Origin of the sequence: Chitinophaga pinensis (genome assembly GCF_007896845.1) — a bacterium.
Classification (GTDB): Bacteria; Bacteroidota; Bacteroidia; order Chitinophagales; family Chitinophagaceae; genus Chitinophaga; species Chitinophaga pinensis_C.
The window spans coordinates 423,106-445,281 of record NZ_VOHS01000001.1; the positions used below are offsets into that span (position 1 = coordinate 423,106).

General features: G+C 44.3%; 19 protein-coding genes. 18 read left to right on the top strand and 1 reads right to left on the bottom strand.

Going from position 1 to position 22,176, the window contains the following annotated elements:
* Positions 1–9: 9 nt before the first annotated feature.
* A complete protein-coding gene (locus FEF09_RS01830) occupies positions 10–1,362 on the bottom strand; it encodes a sigma-54-dependent transcriptional regulator (protein WP_146303319.1) in 1,353 nt (450 codons plus the stop codon).
* Between the two features lie 289 nt (positions 1,363–1,651).
* Here FEF09_RS01830 and FEF09_RS01835 point away from each other — a divergent pair, with 289 nt between their 5' ends.
* The 18 genes from FEF09_RS01835 (at position 1,652) to FEF09_RS01900 (ending at position 22,173) form a co-directional block, all read left to right on the top strand.
* On the top strand, positions 1,652–2,899 hold the full coding sequence (locus FEF09_RS01835) for an efflux RND transporter periplasmic adaptor subunit (protein WP_146303321.1): 1,248 nt from the start codon (positions 1,652–1,654) through the stop codon (positions 2,897–2,899).
* Between the two features lie 94 nt (positions 2,900–2,993).
* On the top strand, positions 2,994–5,393 hold the full coding sequence (locus tag FEF09_RS01840; protein ID WP_186774152.1) for an ABC transporter permease: 2,400 nt from the start codon (positions 2,994–2,996) through the stop codon (positions 5,391–5,393).
* A 39-nt stretch (positions 5,394–5,432) separates the two neighbouring features.
* Complete coding sequence (locus FEF09_RS01845) at positions 5,433–6,122, top strand: ABC transporter ATP-binding protein (protein ID WP_146303326.1); 690 nt, start codon at positions 5,433–5,435, stop codon at positions 6,120–6,122.
* A gap of 46 nt (positions 6,123–6,168) precedes the next feature.
* Complete coding sequence (locus FEF09_RS01850) at positions 6,169–8,325, top strand: ABC transporter permease (protein ID WP_146303328.1); 2,157 nt, start codon at positions 6,169–6,171, stop codon at positions 8,323–8,325.
* Between the two features lie 38 nt (positions 8,326–8,363).
* Positions 8,364–8,525: an ABC transporter permease gene (locus tag FEF09_RS30570; protein WP_186774153.1), complete on the top strand. Its 162-nt coding sequence runs from the start codon at positions 8,364–8,366 to the stop codon at positions 8,523–8,525.
* Positions 8,526–8,546: 21 nt separating this feature from the next.
* Positions 8,547–8,858: an ABC transporter permease gene (locus FEF09_RS32645; protein WP_261387286.1), complete on the top strand. Its 312-nt coding sequence runs from the start codon at positions 8,547–8,549 to the stop codon at positions 8,856–8,858.
* Positions 8,849–9,364: an ABC transporter permease gene (locus tag FEF09_RS32650; protein WP_261387287.1), complete on the top strand. Its 516-nt coding sequence runs from the start codon at positions 8,849–8,851 to the stop codon at positions 9,362–9,364. Before FEF09_RS32645 ends, FEF09_RS32650 begins: the two co-directional genes overlap by 10 nt.
* Positions 9,346–10,500, top strand: a complete 1,155-nt coding sequence (locus tag FEF09_RS32655; RefSeq protein ID WP_261387288.1) for an FtsX-like permease family protein — start codon at positions 9,346–9,348, stop codon at positions 10,498–10,500. Before FEF09_RS32650 ends, FEF09_RS32655 begins: the two co-directional genes overlap by 19 nt.
* A gap of 132 nt (positions 10,501–10,632) precedes the next feature.
* Entirely contained in the window at positions 10,633–10,935 is a 303-nt protein-coding gene (locus tag FEF09_RS32660) for an ABC transporter permease (RefSeq protein WP_261387289.1), read from the top strand.
* A 97-nt stretch (positions 10,936–11,032) separates the two neighbouring features.
* A complete protein-coding gene (locus FEF09_RS01860; protein ID WP_186774154.1) occupies positions 11,033–11,827 on the top strand; it encodes an ABC transporter permease in 795 nt (264 codons plus the stop codon).
* Complete coding sequence (locus FEF09_RS01865; protein WP_146303332.1) at positions 11,791–12,246, top strand: ABC transporter permease; 456 nt, start codon at positions 11,791–11,793, stop codon at positions 12,244–12,246. The genes FEF09_RS01860 and FEF09_RS01865 overlap by 37 nt, the downstream gene beginning before the upstream one ends.
* Positions 12,247–12,382: 136 nt before the next feature.
* Positions 12,383–13,372 (top strand): ABC transporter permease, encoded by a 990-nt coding sequence (locus FEF09_RS01870; RefSeq protein ID WP_146303334.1) that lies wholly within the window; start codon positions 12,383–12,385, stop codon positions 13,370–13,372.
* Positions 13,373–13,401: 29 nt separating this feature from the next.
* A complete protein-coding gene (locus FEF09_RS01875) occupies positions 13,402–15,813 on the top strand; it encodes an ABC transporter permease (protein WP_146303336.1) in 2,412 nt (803 codons plus the stop codon).
* Positions 15,814–15,816: 3 nt separating this feature from the next.
* The gene (locus FEF09_RS01880) at positions 15,817–16,479 is read left to right on the top strand and encodes an ABC transporter ATP-binding protein (protein WP_012788635.1); all 663 of its coding nucleotides are present in this window, start codon (positions 15,817–15,819) and stop codon (positions 16,477–16,479) included.
* 169 nt (positions 16,480–16,648) lie between these two features.
* Positions 16,649–18,007, top strand: a complete 1,359-nt coding sequence (locus FEF09_RS01885; protein ID WP_186774156.1) for a TolC family protein — start codon at positions 16,649–16,651, stop codon at positions 18,005–18,007.
* 32 nt (positions 18,008–18,039) lie between these two features.
* Positions 18,040–19,395 carry an efflux RND transporter periplasmic adaptor subunit gene (locus FEF09_RS01890; RefSeq protein WP_146303341.1) on the top strand — a complete coding sequence of 452 codons (1,356 nt, stop codon included), beginning with the start codon at positions 18,040–18,042 and terminating at the stop codon, positions 19,393–19,395.
* A 325-nt stretch (positions 19,396–19,720) separates the two neighbouring features.
* Positions 19,721–20,008, top strand: a complete 288-nt coding sequence (locus FEF09_RS01895; RefSeq protein WP_146303343.1) for a hypothetical protein — start codon at positions 19,721–19,723, stop codon at positions 20,006–20,008.
* Positions 20,009–20,130: 122 nt separating this feature from the next.
* Positions 20,131–22,173, top strand: coding sequence for a glycoside hydrolase domain-containing protein (locus FEF09_RS01900; protein ID WP_146303344.1), 2,043 nt, complete (start codon positions 20,131–20,133; stop codon positions 22,171–22,173).
* The last annotated feature ends 3 nt before the right edge of the window (positions 22,174–22,176 follow it).

Consider the following 22,176-nt stretch of genomic DNA (forward strand, 5'->3'; position numbering starts at 1 on the left):
CGTAAACTACTAGATGTTATATTTTTCCAGTCTTCTGTAAAGGGCGGCTCTGCTCAGTCCCAGCTCTTTCGCTGCTTCCGTGATATTGCCATTGCACTTTTTCATGGCCTGAGTAATGATATTGCGTTCCATTTCCTCCAGATTATAGCCGGTATTCAGCGCCTGCTCCTGTATCGGATTTTTTACAAATACGTCCTTGGGCATGAGCGTTTTACCCTGCGAGAGGATCACCGCTCTTTCCATGGCATGTTGCAGTTCGCGGATATTACCCGGCCATTCGTATTGGCGTAACTGCTGTATGAGGGATTCATGCAGGTTAGTCACGGTACGTTTATATTTTGTCGCATATTTCCCGAGGAAATATTCCGCCAGAGGCACAATATCTTCCAGACGTTCCCGTAAAGGCGGTAACTGGATCTCAATGGTATTAATACGATAGAGTAAGTCCTGCCGGAACTGGTACTCTGCTGCCATCCGCTGGATGTTCCTGTTTGTGGCAGTGATCAGGCGTACATCTATAGAAGTTGACTTGTTACTACCTACTTTGGTCACGGCCCTGTTCTGCAACACCGTCAGCAGCTTTGCCTGTAAAGGCAGGGAGATGTTTCCCAGTTCGTCCAGAAAAATAGAGCCTCCATTTGCCTCTTCAAAACGGCCGGTACGGTCTTCTCTGGCATCAGTGAAAGCGCCTTTCACATGGCCAAACAGTTCACTTTCGAACAAGGTCTCGCTGATGGCACCCAGATCGACACTGACAAATGGCTGTTTATTACGGAGTGATAAGGCATGTATGTGACGGGCGAGCAGGTCCTTTCCGGTACCATTTTCACCCAATATCAGCACATTGGCATCTGTACCGGCTACCCGGGCGGCGGTATCCAGCACCTGCTGCATAGCCTCGCTACTGCCAATGATATTAACGTCTGACTGTGGGGTTACCGGGGCTGTTACTACCTTTTCTTTATTGCCGCGCTTCTTATTATAAGCCGCCTGCATGGTAGCCAGCAGTTTATCATTTTCCCACGGTTTCAGCACGAAATCGACCGCTCCTGCTTTAATGGCCCTTACAGCCATTTCCACATCTCCGTAGGCGGTAAACAGCACGACTGCCACTTCCGGTCTGATATCCAGAATGCGGTCCAGCCATTCAAAGCCTTCTTTTCCACTACTGAGGTCCCGGGTAAAGTTCATATCCAGCAGGATCACATCATAATCGAAATTAGTGACCATGTAGGGGATCTTCTGCGGGTTACGTTCAAAGTCAACCTGTTCAAAATGGCGTTTTAACAATAAACGGGCGGCACGCAGCACGTCCATGTCATCATCTACAATAAGAATTTTGCCGGGCAAGGGTGTGGTCATAACTTAATGTCTTGTCTATTGTTTTCTGTAATGAATCCGCAAACAGCGTTCCTGACAGGGGCGGTGGGATAGCAACCCGTGGTGGATGCGGCCACTGGCAATATTATAAAAAGATTTCGGTTTTTAAAGGCTGTTGGCCGGTACAACAGGAATTGTCCGGAAATGGACGTCTGGTGTACGCTTCAGGACGATCATTGGAAGGGCTTGTCCTTTGAAATGCCCTGCTGTACTGTGTTTCGGGCTTTGGCATGACCGTTGCCTTATTCGGTCAGGAAAGTAAGTATCACCTATGGACAGAAAAATAGAAAAGAAGTACTGGTCTAAAAAGAGAATCGCCCTTATCAGCGGAGGCGCTGTAGTAGCGATGTTACTTCTGTATAATCTCATATTTGCCGATCATCGTTCCAGGTTGAACGTAGAGAAAGATAAGATCACTATTTCTACCGTAAGCAAAGGCACCTTTGATCAATATATAGCAGTTACCGCTGTTGTGTTGCCTCTTAAAACAATTCGCCTCGATGCTATCGTAGGTGGTTATGTTAGCCAGAAATACCTCGAAGGAGGTAGCATGGTTAAAAAGGGTGACAGCATCCTGCGTCTGGAAAACCAGAACCTGATGATGGACTTTGTGAATCATGAAACAGAAATCTACCGTCTGATCAATGAGCTCCAGAATACGCGCCAGACTCTGAAACAGAATCGTTTTACCATGCAGCAGACCGTGGCAAACCTTGATTTTCAGATCGAACAGGCAAAAGACCTGTATGATCGTACCAAACAACTGGTAGACGAAAAGATCGTTTCCCGTCAGGAATTTGTAAAGAATAAGCTTGATTACGAGCGTCTTGTGAAGCAGCGTCAGATAGAAGTAGAAAGCCAGCGCTTTCAGGAAGAAAACGCCAAAATACAGATTGACCGCCTTGAGTCCACTATTCTGCGTACCCAGCGTAACCTGCAGATGATGAAGGACAATCTGAGCAATCTGGTGTTGAGAGCGCCTATCGACGGACAATTATCTTCTGTTGACGCGGAAGTAGGGGGAAGCATCACCGCTGGTCAGAATATTGGTCAGATCGATGATCTGGATGGCTTTAAAATGCGTGCGGAAGTGGATGAACATTATATATCAAGGGTATTCCCGGGTTTGAAGTCCACTTTCGAATTCAATAATAAAACCTATGCATTATCTATCATCAAAGTATATCCGGAGGTAAAAAATGGCCGTTTCAATGTCGATATGAAATTCGAGAAAGAAATGCCGGAAGGAATCCGTCGCGGACAATCTTCTCCGATCCGCCTTGAACTGGGCAAGTCATCCTCCGCACTCTTACTGCCAGTAGGTGGTTTCTTCTCTGACACCGGTGGTAACTGGGTATATGTAGTGGATAAAGCCGGAAACAGAGCAGTGAAACGTAACATCTCTCTGGGACAGAAAAACCCACAGTATTTTGAAATACTGGAAGGTTTGCAGGAAGGTGAGCAGGTAATTACTTCCTCATATGAAAATTTCGGAGACAAAGAGGTTTTAGTATTTTAATACGGCAGTCACAGTTGTTTTAGTTCCGGTGCCAGCCTCTGCAAGTCAGCAGAGGTGGTATCCTGAACACCTCACCTGAAAACTATATATGCAGATGATCAGCACTTACATCACCATTGCATTAAGGCATCTTTCGAAACGTAAACTGTTTTCGTTCATTAACATTGCAGGACTTGCTATTGGCATTACATTCTCTCTTCTCATTACCGTATACATCTGGGAGGAGAAACAAGTCAATCGTGACCTGCGCAATCTTCCTCAGCAGTATTTCATGCAATCTGCGTGGAAGGCAGATAATATGTACATGCCGCTGATCACTCCTGCGATGCTGGCGAAGGGATTGCATGACCAATACCCTTCTCTGGTAGCTGATTACTATCGCACATTTCCCTGTTCTGCCAATGCCAGCTATAAAGACCGGCATTTCAGGGTAGGACTGCAACCGGGTGATACAACCGTCGTATCCAATTTCGGACTGACAATGCTGTATGGCGATCCGGCGCATGCTTTTCGTGACAATAATTCTGTGGTGATCACTGAAGCAACGGCACTGAAGTTCTTTGGTAAAACGAATGCACTGGATGAAGTACTGACAATAGATACAAGACAGGATGGTAAGAAAGACTATACCGTTACCGGTGTATTGAAGGATGAAACACGGGAAAATAGTGTGACAACCATCAACGGGTTTAAGAACGACATCTTTATGCCAATGCAGAGTGTTGACTACTTTTTGGGCAAAGACGCTGATAAGGACTGGAACAACGTATCTATGGCCTCTTACATTCAGCTGAAACCGGGAGTGACTCCTGCACAACTGGATGGCCCTATCCGTAAACTGGTAGCCATGAACTGCAACCAACAGCTGAAAGACAATATGAGCATTCAGCTGGTGGGACTGGATTCATTCTATCTGGATACCAACAACGGTCTGGTAAGAAAGATGATCTACATACTCGCTATCATTGCAGGTTTTGTATTGCTGATGGCAGTGATCAACTATGTGAATATCAGTGTAGGCACTTCTACATATCGTCTGAAAGAGATAGGGTTGCGTAAAGTCTTTGGTGGCAGACGCCAGCAACTTATCGCACAATTCCTTGCAGAATCAATCGTACTTACTGGTATATCGGCCTTTCTGTCCATTGCTTTCTATGAACTGCTCCGTCCTGTATTAGGGCAGATCCTGAACAAAACGTTACCCCATGTATGGTCTTTCTCCGGAATGATGGTATTGTTTTATCTGCTGCTGGTGCTGGCTGTCGGATTGGTAGCGGGTATATATCCTGCATTTGTGCTGACTGCCAACAACCTGCTGAAAGTACTGAAGGGAAAGATATCCGTAGGAAAAGGGGAGCTTGTTTTCCGAAAAGCTTCCCTTATTCTACAGTTCTCCATCGCTATACTGGTATTTGTATGCACACTCTATATCTCCCGCCAGATCAACTATTTCTTTAACAGAGATCTGGGATATAATAAAGAGCAACTACTGGTTATTTCCTCTGTGCCCCGCCAGTGGGATAGCACAGGGCTGAAACGCCTCGAGTTGTTAAGAGATGAAATGATGCAGAAGGCAGGGGTGGTAAGCGCAACAATTTCCTACGAAGTACCTGATGGTATGAATGGGGGGAGTGTACCAATATTGCCGGAAGGCGCCGCCAATGACGCGCCTGTCAATGTAGAAAGACTTGTTACAGACGGAAACTATGCTAATACTTTCGGTTTAAAGATGACCGCTGGCCGCTTTTTTACGGATCATGACAGTCCGCTGGACGTCGTGCTTAATGAGACTGCCGTAAAAGCATTACACCTTAAACAGGGTGTTGGTCAGGAAATACGTATCCCGGGTAATGATACGAGACTGACTGTAAGAGGGATCGTAAAAGACTTTCATTTCTTTAACATGGGGCAGAAGATCGCTCCGATGATTTTCTTTGCTCAGCAGGTTAATCCTGCATACCGCTTCCTGAGCATCAAACTGCAAACGGCTGATATCAGGAAAAGCATTGCCGGTATTGAATCTGCCTTTAAATTCCGCTATAACGATTCTCCATTTGACTACTTCTTTATGGACGAAAAGTTTCAGGCCATGTACTTCAGTGAAACCCGCCTCAAAAAGGCAGCTGATGTAGCTACCGGATTAAACTTTGTGATTATCTTACTGGGAGCTGCCGGTGTCGTGGCCTTCAGTCTGACGCGTCGCGCGAAGGAAGTAGGCGTGAGAAAAGTATTAGGCGCTAATACGCGTAGTATCATCTTTTTGTTCCTGAAGGAGTATACAACCGTTATTATCATTGCCAACCTTGTTGCATGGCCGCTTGCTTATTTCCTTGCCAGTAAATGGCTGGATGGGTATGCATACCGTACCAGTATGAGCCTGGTGCCATTTATAGTAGCAGGAGGTATTACCTTTAGTTTAACCTATATACTGATTGCATTACAAAGTTTCCGCACGGCAAATGCCAATCCTACCGGATTGCTGAGACATGAATAATAAAAACCCTCATTCTAAAAATTTTAATAAACCGAAGTCATGATACGTACAGTCAATCTTCAAAAGATTTTTACAACAGAAGAAATTGAGACTTCTGCATTGAATGGCATTAACATGGAGGTAAAGGATGGTGAGTTCGTTGCTATCATGGGTCCTTCAGGTTGTGGTAAATCCACCTTGCTGAATATTCTTGGTCTGCTGGATAACCCTAGTGGCGGAGAATATCATTTCTGGGATCATGAAGTAGCGCGTATGAGCGAACGTCAGCGTGCACAGCTCAGAAAAGGTTCTATTGGTTTCGTATTCCAAAGTTTCAACCTCATTGATGAACTGACTGTATTTGAAAACGTAGAGCTGCCGCTCTTGTATCTGAAAGTACCTGCCAGTGAAAGAAAAGAGAAAGTAGAAAAAGTACTGGAGCGTATGAACATTATGCACCGTCGTAATCACTTCCCGCAACAATTATCCGGTGGTCAGCAACAGCGTGTAGCAATTGCCCGTGCAGTAGTAGCTAACCCTAAAATGATACTGGCGGATGAGCCTACCGGTAACCTCGATTCTACCAATGGTGAAGAAGTAATGAAGTTGCTGCAGGAGTTGAATGAGGCCGGTACTACCATGATCATGGTGACGCATAGCCCTTATGATGCTGGCTTTGCACATCGTGTTATCAACCTGTTTGATGGCCGTGTGGTGACTGAAAATATCAAAGAACAGTTCCACGTATAATGCGCTTGTCTGATATACCCTTTACTCATATTTTAAACTGACTCATATGCTTAACAACTATCTGAGAGTAGGCTGGCGCAATCTCCGGCGTTACAAAATGTACAGCAGTATCAATATTGGTGGTCTTGCACTCGGATTGGCATTGGGTATCCTGCTACTTGTATGGGTACAGGATGAGTTAAGCTATGATAAGTTTCATGAAAAAGGCGCTAACCTATATAAGGCTTCGGTTACGTTCACATCAGGGGCCGATGTGCAAAGCTGGAATCAAATGCCGGCACCACTTGCCCTGAATGCTGTAAAAAAAATCGCAGGTGTGCAGCAGGCCGTGCGTATGGTTCCGAACTGGGGGACTATCTCTAAATTCACTTATAATAATAAGGACATCCATGATGTCAAACTGGCTTTTGTAGAGCCGTCCTTCTTTACTCTGTTTACATTCCCTATATGGAAAGGAAAAACGGATAAACCTTTTACCGACAACTCATCTCTGGTAATAACGCGTAGTGCTGCTAAACGTTATTTCGGTACCGAAGATGCTGTTGGAAAGGTGATTGCAGGTGATAAAGACCAATATATAGTAAGTGCGGTAATGGAAGACTTTCCGACACAATCTACTATCCAATATGACTTCCTGATGCCTTATGGTATTCTACAACAGAAGTTTACTAAAGGAGATTACTGGCATTCGCTGGACGAAGACTGGGGTGATTTCGTTTTTGATACTTACTTTTTACTGGCTCCGGGTACATCTGTAGCGAAGGTGAGTAAAGAACTGGCAATGCTGCGTCCTGATGCGAAGCCGGATCCCAATGTACGCTACAACCTTCAGCCATTGTATGACGTGCACCTGTATAACCCGGACCTGTCAGAAGGAACGATTAAAATTGTCAGAATATTCCTGATCATTGCAGTAGTCATACTATTGATCGCCTGTGTAAACTATGTAAATCTATCAACAGCCAGAGCTATGCAACGTGCAGCGGAAGTCGGTGTACGCAAGCTCATCGGCGCTACCAGAAGACAACTGTTTATGCAGTTTGTAGGTGAGTCTCTGCTGGTGTTTGTGCTGTCTCTTGTGTTGGCTATTATGCTTATTTTATTACTGACTCCATTCTATAATAATCTCACCGGAAAAGAGCTTTCTTTCAGCCTGCAAAACTTCCAGATGATACTGGCCATCGGTACTGCTATGCTATTGACGCTGATTGTAGCAGGTATCTATCCGGCAGTATTGCTGTCTTCTTTTAACCCCTTAAAAACATTAAAAGGCGGACTGACCTTATCAGGCGGGAATATCAGTTTCCGCAGGGTGCTGGTGGTGGTACAGTTTCTGATCGCCACAGTACTTATTGTCAGTACGATCGTCGTAGGACAACAATTGCGTTACATAAAAAATAAGGCAATCGGCTATGATAAAGAGAATGTATTTATGTTCAATGGAGGCGCTATGTCCACCCATATGGAGACTGCCTTACAGGAGCTGAATACCGCCCCCGGTGTTGTCGTAGCTGCAAACGCCAATACCAGATTGACTTCTATCGACAACAGTACCGGCGATGTGGAATGGGATGGCAAAGGTGAAAAAGAGGCCATGATTGCGCATACCATCAGCGGAGATAAGAACTTTATGGAAATGATGAAGCTCCGGTTTGTAGCCGGACAGAACTTTACCAATTCCAAAGCTGATTCCAGTCACTATATCATCAATGAAACGGCTGCAAAGATGATGGGTGTAAAAGATCCTGTGGGTAAGCGTTTCAAGCTATGGCGATTCGAGGGAACTATTGTCGGTGTAGTAAAAGATTTTCATTATGCGTCTATGCATGAAAAGATAGGGCCTGTCGTATTCTATTACAGGGCAGATAACAATATCGTATATGTAAAAACAAAACCCGGTCAGGCGCAACAGGCTATCACTTCAGCAACACAGTTATTCAAAAGATATAATGCAGGCGCCCCTTTCAACTATGCATTTATTGATGAGAATCTGGACAACATGTACAAGGTTGACAGGCGTACAGGCAAACTGTTTGATTACTTTGCCGGTGTCGCAATCTTCATCAGTTGTCTGGGATTGTTTGGACTGGCCACTTTTGCTACAGGACAACGTGTGAAAGAAATTGGCGTAAGAAAGGTACTGGGTGCGTCTGTTACCAATATTGTTGCATTGCTGACCAGCGATTTCCTGAAAATATATTGATCTCTATAGTATTGGCTATCCCTGCAGCCTGGTATATTATGAACAGATGGCTGGATGATTATGCTTACCGCATTAGTATCAGCTGGTGGGTATTTGCAATAGCTGGTTTGCTGGCTGTGGCCGTAGCTCTGCTTACTGTAAGTTTTCAGGCTATAAAAGCCGCATTAAGAAATCCTGTACGCTCATTAAGAACTGAATAGTCCACATTATAAAAAAGAGGTATGTTAAAGAGTTATCTTAAGATCGCCTGGAGGAATATCACAAAGCAAAAGTTCTATTCCTTCATCAATATACTGGGACTGACAATAGGTATGACCTGTTGCTTCCTGATCTTTATCTATGTGCAGTTCGAACTGAGCTATGATAAATTTCATGAGAAAAAAGAGCAGATCTATAGGGTTGTTACAGATGTAAAGACACCTACTGAGGTGATCGAAGCAGATATTACTTCTGCACCAATGGGGCCAAATCTGAAAGCAGATTACCCTGAAATAAAGTCAGCTGTGCGGGTGTACTTCACAAAATGCTTGTGACAGTTGGTGATGACAAATATCAGGAGGATAAGCTGATCCTTCCTGATTCAACCTTCTTTGACGTATTTACTTTTCCATTGCTTAGCGGTAATGCCAAAACTGCTTTGTCAGAACCCTTTAGCGTCGTGTTGACAGAAAGTAAAGCGAAGAAGTATTTTGGTTCAACTAATGTCATTGGAAAAACTATTCAGATTGGAGGGAGAGAATATACGCTGAAAGTAACCGGTGTTATCAAAGATGTACCGGAGAATTCACAGATGCCATTTGATATGCTATTCTCTTTATCAACCTATAAGGCATTGGGAGTTGACCTTGATAATTCCTGGGGAAATTTTGGCGCTATGACCTATCTGCTGCTGGAAAAGGGTGCAGATGCTGCGAAGCTGGAAAAGAAACTGCCTGCTTTTATGGAGCGTCACATAGGTGCGCAGATGAAGAAGAACAATATGCACTATACCCTGCATCTTGAACATTTGAAGATGTATACATGCACTCAAAGAGAGTAGGTAGTACACTTGCGCATGGTAGTATTGCGAATGTGTATATCTTTTCTTTTGTAGCCCTGTTCATTATGCTGATTGCCGTGATCAATTTTGTTAATCTGGCTACAGCAAGAGCTACGGAAAGAGCGCGGGAAGTGGGTGTGCGTAAAGCTGTCGGAGCTTATGAACTACAACTCACTGCACAGTTTTTAAGTGAGACACTATTATTAAGCCTGTTTGCATTCATTTTATCAGCCCTGTTATGTCAGTTGTTGTTGCCTGCATTTAATCTGCTTGCCGGAAAGGAAATCGCTATTAATATATTTAAAACAGGCGTCGTTGGCGTATTTCTGTTAATTGCGTTAATGGTAGGCCTGTTGGCGGGTATTTATCCGGCGCTGGTGTTATCATCCTACAAACCGGTGATGGTGCTGAAGGGTGCGTTTAGTAGCAGTAATAAAGGCCTGTTATTGAGAAGAAGTCTGGTGATCTTACAGTTTGTGATTACAATTGTTCTGATTGCTGGTGTGATCGTTGTTTATAACCAATTACGTTATATGCAGTCACGTGACCTTGGCTTTAAGAAGGACCAGCAGCTGGTAGTGAGTTTTGATGGAATAGATGATATGAAGTTGAAATGGAAAGACATCAAAGGACAAGTGGCCAGTGTTCCCGGTGTGATCGGATGTACTTTCTCCTCTTCATTACCAAGTGTCAATCATAATTCTGCTTACAGTCAGATGGAGATGAAGGGAGGAGACATGCAGGCGAGCAATATCAATCTTTATTTTGTAGATTATGATTTTATAAAGCAATATGCCATTAAGGTAATAGCCGGACGTGCTTTTTCTGAGGAGATGGGCACTGACAGCACACAGGCAATGATCGTAAATGAAGCGACAGTTGCTTCTCTGGGATATAGTAAACCGGAAGAAATTATCGGCAAAAAATTCTCCCAGTGGGGACGTGATGGAAAGGTGATTGGTGTCATTAAGAACTTCAACTATCGTTCATTACGGGATGAAGTCGCTCCACTGACAATGCGTATTGAGCCTGGTGCATTTTCTCCGATGACTATTAATGTGAGCCCTGCCAATCTGAAAAAAGTGCTCGCCGGTGTAGAAGCTGTCTATAACATATGCACCGGGTGGAAGATTTGACTATTATTTTGTTGATGAAGCATTTGATAAGCAATATCGTGCTGAATATCGTTTTGGCCGCCTTGTGCTGACATTTACCGTGCTGGCTATCTTCCTTGCCACTTTGGGTTGTTAGGCCTTATTTCCTATATCGTGATTCAGCGCACCAAAGAGATCGGTATCCGTAAAGTGTTGGGCGCCTCTGTGAACAGTATCCTGTTCCTGTTGTCCAGCGACTTCCTGAAACTTGTATTGATCGCTTTACTGGTGGCCACTCCACTGGCCTGGTACCTGATGTATCAGTGGTTGAAAGATTTTGCATACCGCGTAGATATTCAATGGTGGGTGTTTGTGTTGTCCGGAGGTATCGCAGTAATACTTGCATTGATTACCGTGTATGTACAGACTGTAAAGACAGCTCTGACCAGTCCGGTAAAATCATTGCGTACTGAATAAGTTTCTTTAGTAGTTACGTTTAAATATGACAAGTGAAATGTACCATGGGCAGGTGTCTACCAGCCCATATGTTTCTTTCATGCACAAAAAAGGTACTATGATAAAAAGTTATATAAAAATAGCGTGGAGGAATTTGTGGCGTAACCGCACATTTTCCGCAATCAATATAGTCGGTCTGACCGTTGGAATGGCCGTGAGTTTTACTTTATTACTGTATGTATTATTTCAATTCAGCTATGATAACTTTCATGAACATGGCAAGGATATCTACCATCTGAAGCTTGGCGCAGATGGTGGACCTAATACGCCTGTACCATTGGGGCCATTTGTGGAGAAGAATATACCGGAAGTGAAAAGCGTAGTGCGGACTACCTACCTCACGCCGCATCTGTTGAAGGTAGGCGATAAGTCTATCAAGCAACATGGTATTTTTACAGACCCGCAGTTCCTGAACGTATTTACGTTCCCATTGGTGAAGGGGCAAGGTACACTGACAGATGAAAATGCCATTATCCTCACGGAAAGTACTGCCCGTAAATTGTTTGGAAATACAGACCCGATCGGGCAGATCATCAATTTTGATATCACACATCCACTCGTTGTACAAGGTGTTGTGAAAGATCCGCCTAAGAATTCTACTATACGTTTTGCATACCTGTTAAGCTGGAAACTTTGTGTACAGATGATGGCATGGGTGGGTGAAGAGGAATGGGGTAATTTCGGTGTCAATACATTTGTACAACTGAATCCGGCTGCTGATCCTGCGGTAGCAGGACGTAAGCTGAAAAATCTCCTGCATGAACAATCCAAAGGGATACCTGAGACAACTTATCTCATCATGCATCCGATGAGCAAATGGAAATTGTATTCCGAGATAAAGACGGTAAAATAATTGGAGGCGAGATTAGTTCCGTTCGTCTGTTTGCGTTGCTGGCATTGGGTATCCTACTGATAGCCTGCGTAAACTTTATGAACCTCAGTACTGCGCAGAGTGAAAAAAGGGCGAAAGAAGTAGGTGTGAGGAAGGCAATTGGCGCTAATAAACGGACCCTGATTGGTCAGTTTATGTATGAGTCCATGATGCTGGTATTTATCTCCTTAATACTGGCTCTGGTATTGATGTGGATAATACTTCCCCGTTTCAATGCATTGACAGATACTTCGCTGCAGCTATCATCAGCTCCTGCTTATTTCTGGTTCGCAATACTGATGCTGGCGGTGATAACCGGCTTTGTTGCGGGTAGTTATCCCGCTTTTGTATTGTCTTCTTTTAAACCGATTAAAGTATTGAAAGGCGGTCTGGGGAAATAAAGGGCAGCTTTAAATCAAGACAGACACTGGTTGTGTTTCAGTTTACGCTGGCTATAGTATTGATATTGGTGACAATCGTTATTTACAGACAGATAGATTTTATCCGCAATCGCCCTCGGGATATAATGCGAAAGGATTGGTAGATGTAGAACTGGAAGGAAAGGTATTTGACAATTACGACGCTTTCAGACAGGAAGCTATCGCATCAGGGGCTGCTGTCAACGGTAGTATCATGATGAGTTCTATTGCACAAATAGGTGGTAGCGTATGGGGATTGAAATGGCCGGGACAATTACCCGGTGAGGAAAATATAAACTTTGGTATTATCACCGCTACGGAAAACTTCGTTTCTACATTCGGGATACAATTGAAAGAAGGAAGGGATTTTCAGTCAGCTGCTGATTCCTTGTCGATCATATTGAATGAGGCTGCGGTGAAGACGATGCATTTGAAAGATCCGGTACTCGGACAGCAGGTCGTGCTGAACGGAGAGGCAAGGACTATCACAGGAGTGGTAAAAGATTTTGTGTGGATGAAGTCCTATATGCCGGCCACGCCTGCGGTAATACCTTACAATCCTTCGTGGAGAGGTATGCTGACTATTAAGCTCAATCCTGCATTATCGGTCAGTGAAGGACTGGCGCGATTGGAAAAGGTGTATCATAAGCTCAATCCCGATTATCCGTTTGAATATTCTTTTGTAGATGTTACTTACGAAGAGAAGTATGCCTATGAGAAATTGCTGGGCCTCATGATCAATGTTTTTGCAACACTGGCAATTGTGATCAGTTGTATGGGATTGCTGGGGCTATCTGTTTTTGCGGCTGCACGCAGAAGGAAAGAGATCGGAATTCGTAAAGTGATGGGCGCGGGCGTCGCACAAGTGACGATGTTGTTATCCAAAGACTTTCTGAAACCGGTATTGATAGCGATCGTGATCGCTTCTCCGGTCGCCTCTTATATTATGATAAAATGGCTGCAACAGTATACTTACCGGATTTCGCTGGAATGGTGGATGTATGCACTGGCTGGTATCACAGCGATCGCAATAGCATTGATGACGGTGAGCATACAGTCAGTCAGGGCGGCATTGATGAACCCTGTGAGGGCATTACGTTCGGAATAGAAAATGCACCATGTTAAATCTTAAAATAGATGCTTAGAAACTACATCAGGATAGCGTGGCGAAATCTTAAAAGAAACAGGGTATTTGCCTTCATCAATATCGGCGGTATGACGGTGGCCATTTGTGTTGCCCTGCTGCTGTGTATTGCGGCTTATCATGAATGGTCGTTTGATCAGTTTCATTCGAACAGGTCTTCGCTATACGAAGTATACATGGAGGAGGCCTTGCCCAACGGTAAAACCGTTATGGGCGCTAATCATCCGGCACCCTTAATGGCAGCCTTGCAACAGGAATGTCCTTCTGTTAAACAGGCGACTCGTTATCAGTCGAGTAAAAGGAGTGTTTCCTATAATGGGAAGACCCTGTCCAGAGTGATTGGTTTTGCTGATACGTCGTTTCTTCAGATGTTCAGTTTCCCTATACGGAGCGGTAACATCAATACTTTGCGCAACAGAGATCAGGTGTTAATATCCGAGGAAACTGCAAAGAATATCTTTGGTAATGAAGATCCGTTAAATAAGATCATAGAAGTAAAACTTGGGCAGCTACAAAAGAGCTATACAGTAGGCGGCGTGATGGCTAATGTGCCGGAGAACTCCAGTATTCATTTTGATATGCTTGTCAGTTTTTCTTCCTTATTGGAATGGTATGGCAATGAAAGTTCATGGTCCTACAGTTCTTATTATACCTTTCTGCAGGTAAAGGAACACGCGTCTGTACCTCTGGTCTTAAAGCAGATGCAGGGACTGGTGAATAAGTACATGTCTGAGAAGTTGCAGGGCATGAAGCGGGATGGAGTGCAGCCCGGTAAAGACGGACAGTTACTGACATACGGCTTGATGCCGGTCGGTGATATTCATTTCGACAGACGCAGTGATCTGGCTGGTATCGGCGCTTTTTATCCGTGGTTGATGGTTATTATCTCTATCATGGTATTGGCTATTGCGGCCGGTAATTTCATCAATCTTTCCATGGGACGTTCATTCACACGGGCAGGGGAGATAGGTATGCGTAAGGCATTGGGGGCCAGAAAAACACAGCTGATAGCGCAATTTTGGAGTGAGTCTTTTATATTGTGTGGCATCTCTCTTTTTGCCGGTATCGTCCTTGCCGCTTTTGTATTGCCGCAGTTTAATGAACTATTCAGATATCATTTCAGGATGGCATCCATTTTTAGCAGCATCCGTATTTTGAGTGGTGTTGTTGCCGGTTTTCTATTAATCACTGTATTGGCGGGCGGCTATCCGGCATGGATGATTTCCCGGTTTAAAATGCTGGAAGTATTAAAGGGTAAACTCAGTCTGGGAAGAAAGAGTATTTTCAGAAATGTATTGATCATTGTGCAGTTCTCAATAGCTGTATTACTGATCAGCTGTACTATCATTCTCTGGCAGCAGCTGACTTATCTGCGATCCAGACCACTGGGATATAATCAGCATGAAGTGATCAGTATCCCTGTAAATTCCGGCTTATTGCAGAAAGGGGATGCACTATCCAGATTGAGAACAACACTCGCAGGTGACCCACATATTCTGGCTGTCAGCGGATCGAATACGAATATGGGAGATGGGCTGGATGGTGGCCGGAATAGTGCGACCTATGGCTTTGATTATAAAGGGAGAGGGGTGAAATGTAACTGGTCGATGGTAGAATATGATTATCTTCAGACACTGGGTTTGCACCTGGTGGCCGGCCGTGATTTCTCCCGTGAATTTTCAACAGATTCCAGTGCCGTCATCATCAATGAGCTGATGGCGAAGGAACTGGGAGAAAAGGACCCTATAGGTGCTGAATTGGACGTGATAGGTAAGTTTCATGTGGTTGGTGTTGTAAAGAACTTTAACTTTCATTCCCTGAAAGAGGAAACCGGTCCGATGACCATACAGCTGATCCCCGGAATGAAACCAATGTATATTTTTGTGCGTGTACTGCCGGCAGATCTGCCCCTTGCTATGGAGAAAGTGAAGAAGGCCTGGCATACTATTGACCCTGACGGCGAATTTGAAGGCTCTTTCCTTGATGAAAATATTGACAGAATGTACAGATCGGAGGCCAGACTGGCTAAGATCAGTATTAGTGGCGCGGTGGTAGCCATCGTTATCTCCTGCCTCGGTCTTTTTGCGATTGCGGTATTAGTTATTGCACAGCGGAATAAGGAAATAGGTGTGCGCAAAGTACTCGGCGCCTCCGTATCAGGTATTGTTACCCTGATAGCAAAAGACTTTCTGCGGCTGGTACTGATAGCCATTCTGATCGCTACACCCGTTGCCTGGTATCTGATGAGGATATGGTTACAGGATTTCGCCTATCATATTGATGTTAAATGGTGGGTATTTCTGCTGGCAGGAATTACAGCCATCGTGATTGCATTCTTCACGATAAGTTTCGAGTCGGTAAAAGCAGCATTAATGAACCCGGTTAAATCACTTAAAACAGAATAACCAATGATACAATTAAGACATATCTCCAAGTATTATCCCGTTGGATTTGGTAAGAATGAAATATTAAAAGATATTGATCTCAGAATTTTCGAAGGAGAGTTTGTATCTATTATGGGCCCTTCCGGTTCAGGTAAATCCACCCTGTTGCATATAATGGGTTTGCTGGAAGAACCCAATCAGGGGGAATACCTGTTTGACGGAGAACCGGTGCATAAGATGAATGAGAAGAAACGTACCCAGCTGCACCGGGGTGCAATAGGATTCGTTTTCCAGGCTTATCACCTGATTGATGAGCTGACAGTATATGAGAACATTGAGACACCACTGCTATATAAAAATGTCCCTGCTGCTGAACGTAAGAGCCGTGTGGCCGATATTCTGGACCGTTTCAATATAGTAGCAAAAAAAGACCTTTTTCCCAGTCAGTTATCCGGCGGACAGCAACAGCTGGTCGGTATAGCGCGTGCATTGGTAGGTGAGCCTAAAGTGATCCTTGCTGATGAACCAACCGGCAACCTGCATTCTGATCAGGCGAAGGAGATCATGGAACTGTTCAAACAGCTAAATGAAAAAGATAAGATTACGATAGTACAGGTAACCCATTCCGAAGTTAATGCAGGTTATGGTCACAGGATTATACAGATCCGTGACGGGAAAATCGCATAAATCAATATAGGCCATTCCCGACGTCAGGTAATCTTATCAAGCTGTTACGCACCGGCGTAGGTTCTGATAGGATATCCGTCGTCGGGAATTGTTTATCTGCAAGTATTTTACGCCCTTCATAAAGAATTTATTTATGTTATCATCACAATTATTATATTTTTGGAATGTCATGAAAATATCCAAACTCCCGGGATTTCTCCTGGCGCTGTGCATCTTGTTTGCTAACTCTGCGGCCCTGAAGGCGCAGGATACCTGGACACTGCAACGCTCCGTGGAGTATGCGCTTCAGAACAATATATCTATCAAGCAGCAGGACGTGCAGAAGCGTTATGCATTGCTGACGCTCAAGCAAAACCAGATGTCACAGATTCCCACCCTCGGCGCTGGTGTACAGGCTCAGTTGGGTTCTGGTCGTAATATTGACCCATATACGAACGTTTACGTCACCCAATCTTATTTCAACCTTGGTGGTGGAGTGAATACCAGTGTTGATATCTTTAACTGGTTCGCAAAACGTAATGTAATCGCTGCTAATAAATATGAGTTACAGGCACAGGATCGCTTTCTGGAAAAGGCAAGGAATGATGTTGCTTTTAACATTGCCAGTACCTTCCTGCAATTACTCATGAATATTGAGCAGGTGCATGTCAGCGAGTTACAGGTGAAACTGACTTCGTCGCAGCTGGACAATACAAAGAAGCTGGTTGTTGCGGGTTCTGTTCCCGAAAGTAATCAGGCTGACCTCGAAACAAAGCTGGCGAGTGACAGTGTAACTCTGATCACCGCGCAGAACAATGTGATCATGTCTACCCTGCAGATGAAAGCATATCTGAACCTGAGCTTTGATCAGTCTTATGTGCCTCAGATTCCGGAAAATATTGCAGAACTAAAATTACCAAGACTGGATGAAGTAGATCCGGAGATGGTATACAGTTCTTCCCAGATGACCAATCCATTGATAAAGGGGTATGAGGCGAGAATAAAAGCACGGCAACGTACTTTGGCGGCTCAGAAAGGGTTATTGTACCCCAGTCTATCCGCAAATGGGGCATTGAATACCAGTTTTACCGATGTGGCAAAAGATGGCGCAACAGGTAAAACAATCAGTTTTAATCAGCAGGTGAATAATAACTTCCGTCAGTCCGCAGGGCTGAGTCTGAATATTCCGATTCTGAACGGCTGGCAGCAACGTACAGCAGTACAGAGGGCAAAACTGGATATTGTTGATCAGCAGCTGTTAATGGATAAAGATCTGCAGACACTGCGTCAGGATATCTATACTGCTCATGCAAATGCGGTAGCCGCAATTCAGAAATTCTCCGCATCTACCAAGGGTGTTGATGCTTCCCAGCGTGCGTATGATTTTGCGACCAAACGGTATAACCTGGGTTTAATGAATACTATTGACTATATTACTACGCAAACTAACCTGTTTAAAGCGCAGATCGATAAGGTATCCGCGCAATACGAGTTCATATTTAGAATGAAACTACTGGAGTTTTATAGGGATCAAAAGATCTCCCTGTAGCGGCTCCCTCCCTTTTGAAATAACGCCGTTTTATGAAGAGAAAGACACTTTTCTGGATCCTGGGGATCATCATTGTGCTGATTGCTATTTTCGCCTTGAGCAATGCACGCAAAGATGACAGCATTAAAGTGGCTGTCGATAAGGCAGAAGATAAAAATATCATAGAGGTGGTATCTGCCAGCGGCAAGATCTACCCTGAAACAGAAGTTAAGGTGAGTTCCGACGTATCAGGCGAAATAGTAGACCTTCCGGTACTGGAAGGTGATTCTGTTAAAAAAGGACAGGTATTGGCCCGTATCTATGCGGATGTCTATGGCTCCGTAAGGGACAAAGCGACAGCCTCTCTCAGTCAGGCACAAGCTCAGCTGGCAAATACAGCGGCCTCTCTCAACGCATTTAAGGCTAAGCTGGAACAGAGTAAAGCTGCTTATGACCGTAACAAGGAACTGCTGGCACAGAAAGTAGTGTCCCGCAGCGAATTTGAAACTGCTGAAGCAACTTACCGCTCCGCTTTGGCTGACTATAACGCAGCAGCAGAACAGGTGAACAGCAACCGTTATGCAGTACAGAGTGCCAGAGCCGGTGTAACTGAAGCAAATACCAATCTCCAACGTACTACCATTGTGGCGTCTATGGATGGTGTGGTGTCTTTGTTGCCGGTAAAGAAAGGTGAGCGTGTGGTAGGTACCGGACAAATGAGCGGTACTGAAATCATGCGTATCGCAGATCTGAATATTATGGAAGTACAGGTGGATGTCGGAGAAAACGATATTCCCCGTGTAAAATATAACGATACTGCTATCGTTGAAGTAGACGCTTATAGTGATCGTAAGTTCAAAGGTATTGTAACGCAGATCGCCAGTTCCAGCAAAGGTGCTGCAACTGCTACAGCCGCAACTTCTTCTTCTGCAGAACAGGTAACCAGCTACATCGTACATATCCGCATTCTGGCAGAGAGTTACGCTGACCTGATTGACCCTGCTCATCCGAAGAACTTCCCTTTCCGTCCGGGTATGAGCGCCAGTGTTGATATCCAGACCCGCAGAAAGAATAATGTGCTGGCCGTACCTATTAATGCAGTAACTACCCGCGATGTGGTGGATAGCTCAAAAGCGGTAGGCGCCAAAAAAGAAGATCTGGCAGCAGCGAAAGAAAGCGGTAAGAATCAAAAAGAGGTTGTTTTTGTATTGCAGGCCGATAAAACCGTACGTCAGGCTGTTGTAACAACCGGGGTGCAGGATGATGCGAATATTGAGATCCTGAGTGGATTGAAGCCGGGAGAATCTGTTATCAGCGCTCCTTATTCCGCCGTATCAAAAGACCTTGAACAAGGAAAGAAAGTAAACGTGGTACCTAAGAAAGAATTATTCGAAGGAACCACTAAATAGATATTTCAATAATAATAAAAGCGAAGGGCTCCGTTTAAACGGAGCCCTTCGCTTTTATTATTATATCACTTTGGATGATTTTATATTGTTAGTATTTATTATGGATTCGTTTGTTCACTCATGATGTATTGAGTATATAAAATGCCGCTAAAATCTCCTGTAGAAACTGCTGTTAAAACGTTCATTTTTACATCTCAATATCTGGTGTAATGCCTTCCTATTGCATGGATATTCAACTGTTTAGGAGGGCCGGAAAAAACTTAACATTGTCCTGTGTTAATTTAATATTAAATTTATGTTATCACATCAAATAAAGTTACATAATATGTCAAGTACAGATACTGCGAAGCCCGCCAAACCTTCCAAATCCTCCCGAAAAGAAGCACGCGACACCATAGAAAAGAAGCTGGACCTCCTGTTGGTAGACCTGAAAACTGAGTTAGGAGATACGAAATTCAAAAACAGAATTAAGAAAGCTGCAAAACTGCTGAGCAAAGGGCTGGACAAAAAGAAGAAAGCAGCCATCGTGAAGAAGAAAGCCACAAAGAAAGCAGTAAAGAGTGCCAAACCAGTTAACGTAAAAGCTGAAACCACAACAAAAGCTGCTGAATAAATAATAGTAACCCGCTTTCTGATGCGGCATCCTTTTATTTTTTGGTAATAAATAATTAACGGTCCACTGATAACACTTAACTGTTATTTGTGGACCGTCTGCTATATATTTAGGGCTTTTGTATGAAAAAGTCGCTAATATATCTACTGAGCCTGCTTTCTCTCACGGCAGTTGCCCAGCAATCAGGTCAGGTGAATGTATTCCTCGGTTCTTCCGGGGATAACGGGCAAATGTCTCCCGCCGCTTCCTATCCTTTCAGTATGGTCAGCATTGGTCCGGAAACGTATCCTTCCACTCATACAGGGTATGAGTATTATGCTAAAGAATTTCTCGGATTTACCCACAACCGTATGGAGGGGGTGGGCTGCCAGGGTTGTGGCGGTAACCTGCTGGTGCGTCCTTTTCTGGGTGACGGTCCGGTAAAAGCTGATCTTATCAAATATGAAGAACAGGCTTCTCCGGGTTATTATCACGTAGGGTTTACCAATGGCATCAAAGCTTCTTTTACTGTTTATAAGAATGGTGGTCTGCATCAGTATACTTTCCCTGAAGGAAAGAAAGGGCTGTTACTGGACCTGGGATTTGCGCATGTAGGTCGTTTTGTAGCTGAAGAGCATACCATAGAAGGTAATGCCGTAAGCGGATGGGTGGAATCCAGAACAACCTGTAGTGCAGGTATCTACAGAATATACTATTATGTAGAAGCGGATCGTCCGGTAAAATGGACAGTTACGCAGGCACATGAGCTGATCGCCAATGTCACTGATAATAACTTGGGTCTGAGAGTAGGCTTGTCATCTGTAGGTACATCCTATGCAAAAGCTGCTATTGCGAAAGGCCCATTCGATGTAATAAAAGGAAAAAGTGAAAAAGAATGGAATGATATGTTGGGGCATATCAAAGTAAAAGGGGATCCTGCAAGAGAGAAGCTGTTTTATTCCCTTTTTTACCGTTCTATCCAGTCTCCTTATGTGATATCTGAGCCAGATGGGGCATATGCTGCCACCAACGGTACTTTACAACATACAAACAGTAAGATGTATAACGGCTGGGCGATCTGGGATAATTACCGCGCACAGCTGCCTTTATTGTCTATTGCTTTCCCGCAGGAATATCAGGATATGACGACCTCTATTGCAGGGTTGTACGCGCATGGTAAAAAAGACTATGCGACGCTGCATGAACCTTCCATTACCGTAAGAACAGAACACGCAGTAGTAGTACTGCTGGATGCCCTGAAAAAAGGCTATAAACTTGATTTTAAGGCTATCGCTGACTCAGTAGAAAAAGAGATCAAAGGACTGGATTATGCGCATCCGGATAAGGCGCTGGAATCTTCCTATGATGCATGGGCACTGGCAGAACTGTATTATGCACAGAAAGACAAAACCCGTGGCGATCTCTATAAAGCACAGGCAGCAGATTATAAAAAATACTGGCAGAAAGACTTTCAGGACCTCACGAAACGTGATGTAGATCGTATGCAGGCAAGAGGATTATATCAGGGTACCATCTGGCAATACCGTTGGTTTGTGCCATTCGACCTGAAAGGTCTGATGGAACTGTGCGGCGGTGAGCAGGCATATCTTTCCCAGCTAGATGAATTCTTTGATAATGACTACTACTGTCATGCAAACCAACCGGATCTGCAGGCGCCGTTTATGTATAATGTGACTAACCAGCCCTGGAAGTCACAGGCGCTCATTCATAAGATCGCTGTTGATACCATGGTACAGCACTACTTCAATGATAACAGCCGGGGTATCGGTTCAGAAATCGGCCCGATCTACAAGAACCAGCCAAATGCCTATGTCAGAACAATGGATGACGATGCCGGTACGATGTCTTCATGGTTTGTACTAGTATCCACCGGGATATTTCCAGCCTGTATCGGTTCGCCGGTGTACTACCTGAATGTGCCTTTATTCGAATCCGTTGAATGGCAATGGCCGGGTGCAAAACCATTCTCTGTACAGGTGAAGAATTTCGGACCTAAGAATGTATACATCAAAGAAGTGTGGCTGAACGGTAAGAAATTGGACCGCAACTGGATCACACATACCGAGATCGCGAAGGGTGGTAAACTGGAGATCGTAGCCAGTGATAAACCAGATATGCAGCAGGGCCTTGGTAATAAATGGATTGCAGACATTACCCTTCAGTAGTCG

Excerpts from the sequence above, each read along its gene's own strand:
- FEF09_RS01830 (WP_146303319.1), bottom strand. The coding sequence starts at position 1,362 with ATGACCACACCCTTGCCCGGCAAAATTCTTATTGTAGATGATGACATG.
- FEF09_RS01835 (WP_146303321.1), top strand. The coding sequence starts at position 1,652 with ATGGACAGAAAAATAGAAAAGAAGTACTGGTCTAAAAAGAGAATCGCC.
- FEF09_RS01840 (WP_186774152.1), top strand. The coding sequence starts at position 2,994 with ATGATCAGCACTTACATCACCATTGCATTAAGGCATCTTTCGAAACGT.
- FEF09_RS01845 (WP_146303326.1), top strand. The coding sequence starts at position 5,433 with ATGATACGTACAGTCAATCTTCAAAAGATTTTTACAACAGAAGAAATT.
- FEF09_RS01850 (WP_146303328.1), top strand. The coding sequence starts at position 6,169 with ATGCTTAACAACTATCTGAGAGTAGGCTGGCGCAATCTCCGGCGTTAC.
- FEF09_RS30570 (WP_186774153.1), top strand. The coding sequence starts at position 8,364 with ATGAACAGATGGCTGGATGATTATGCTTACCGCATTAGTATCAGCTGG.
- FEF09_RS32645 (WP_261387286.1), top strand. The coding sequence starts at position 8,547 with ATGTTAAAGAGTTATCTTAAGATCGCCTGGAGGAATATCACAAAGCAA.
- FEF09_RS32650 (WP_261387287.1), top strand. The coding sequence starts at position 8,849 with ATGCTTGTGACAGTTGGTGATGACAAATATCAGGAGGATAAGCTGATC.
- FEF09_RS32655 (WP_261387288.1), top strand. The coding sequence starts at position 9,346 with ATGCACTCAAAGAGAGTAGGTAGTACACTTGCGCATGGTAGTATTGCG.
- FEF09_RS01860 (WP_186774154.1), top strand. The coding sequence starts at position 11,033 with ATGATAAAAAGTTATATAAAAATAGCGTGGAGGAATTTGTGGCGTAAC.
- FEF09_RS01865 (WP_146303332.1), top strand. The coding sequence starts at position 11,791 with ATGGAAATTGTATTCCGAGATAAAGACGGTAAAATAATTGGAGGCGAG.
- FEF09_RS01875 (WP_146303336.1), top strand. The coding sequence starts at position 13,402 with ATGCTTAGAAACTACATCAGGATAGCGTGGCGAAATCTTAAAAGAAAC.
- FEF09_RS01880 (WP_012788635.1), top strand. The coding sequence starts at position 15,817 with ATGATACAATTAAGACATATCTCCAAGTATTATCCCGTTGGATTTGGT.
- FEF09_RS01885 (WP_186774156.1), top strand. The coding sequence starts at position 16,649 with ATGAAAATATCCAAACTCCCGGGATTTCTCCTGGCGCTGTGCATCTTG.
- FEF09_RS01890 (WP_146303341.1), top strand. The coding sequence starts at position 18,040 with ATGAAGAGAAAGACACTTTTCTGGATCCTGGGGATCATCATTGTGCTG.
- FEF09_RS01895 (WP_146303343.1), top strand. The coding sequence starts at position 19,721 with ATGTCAAGTACAGATACTGCGAAGCCCGCCAAACCTTCCAAATCCTCC.
- FEF09_RS01900 (WP_146303344.1), top strand. The coding sequence starts at position 20,131 with ATGAAAAAGTCGCTAATATATCTACTGAGCCTGCTTTCTCTCACGGCA.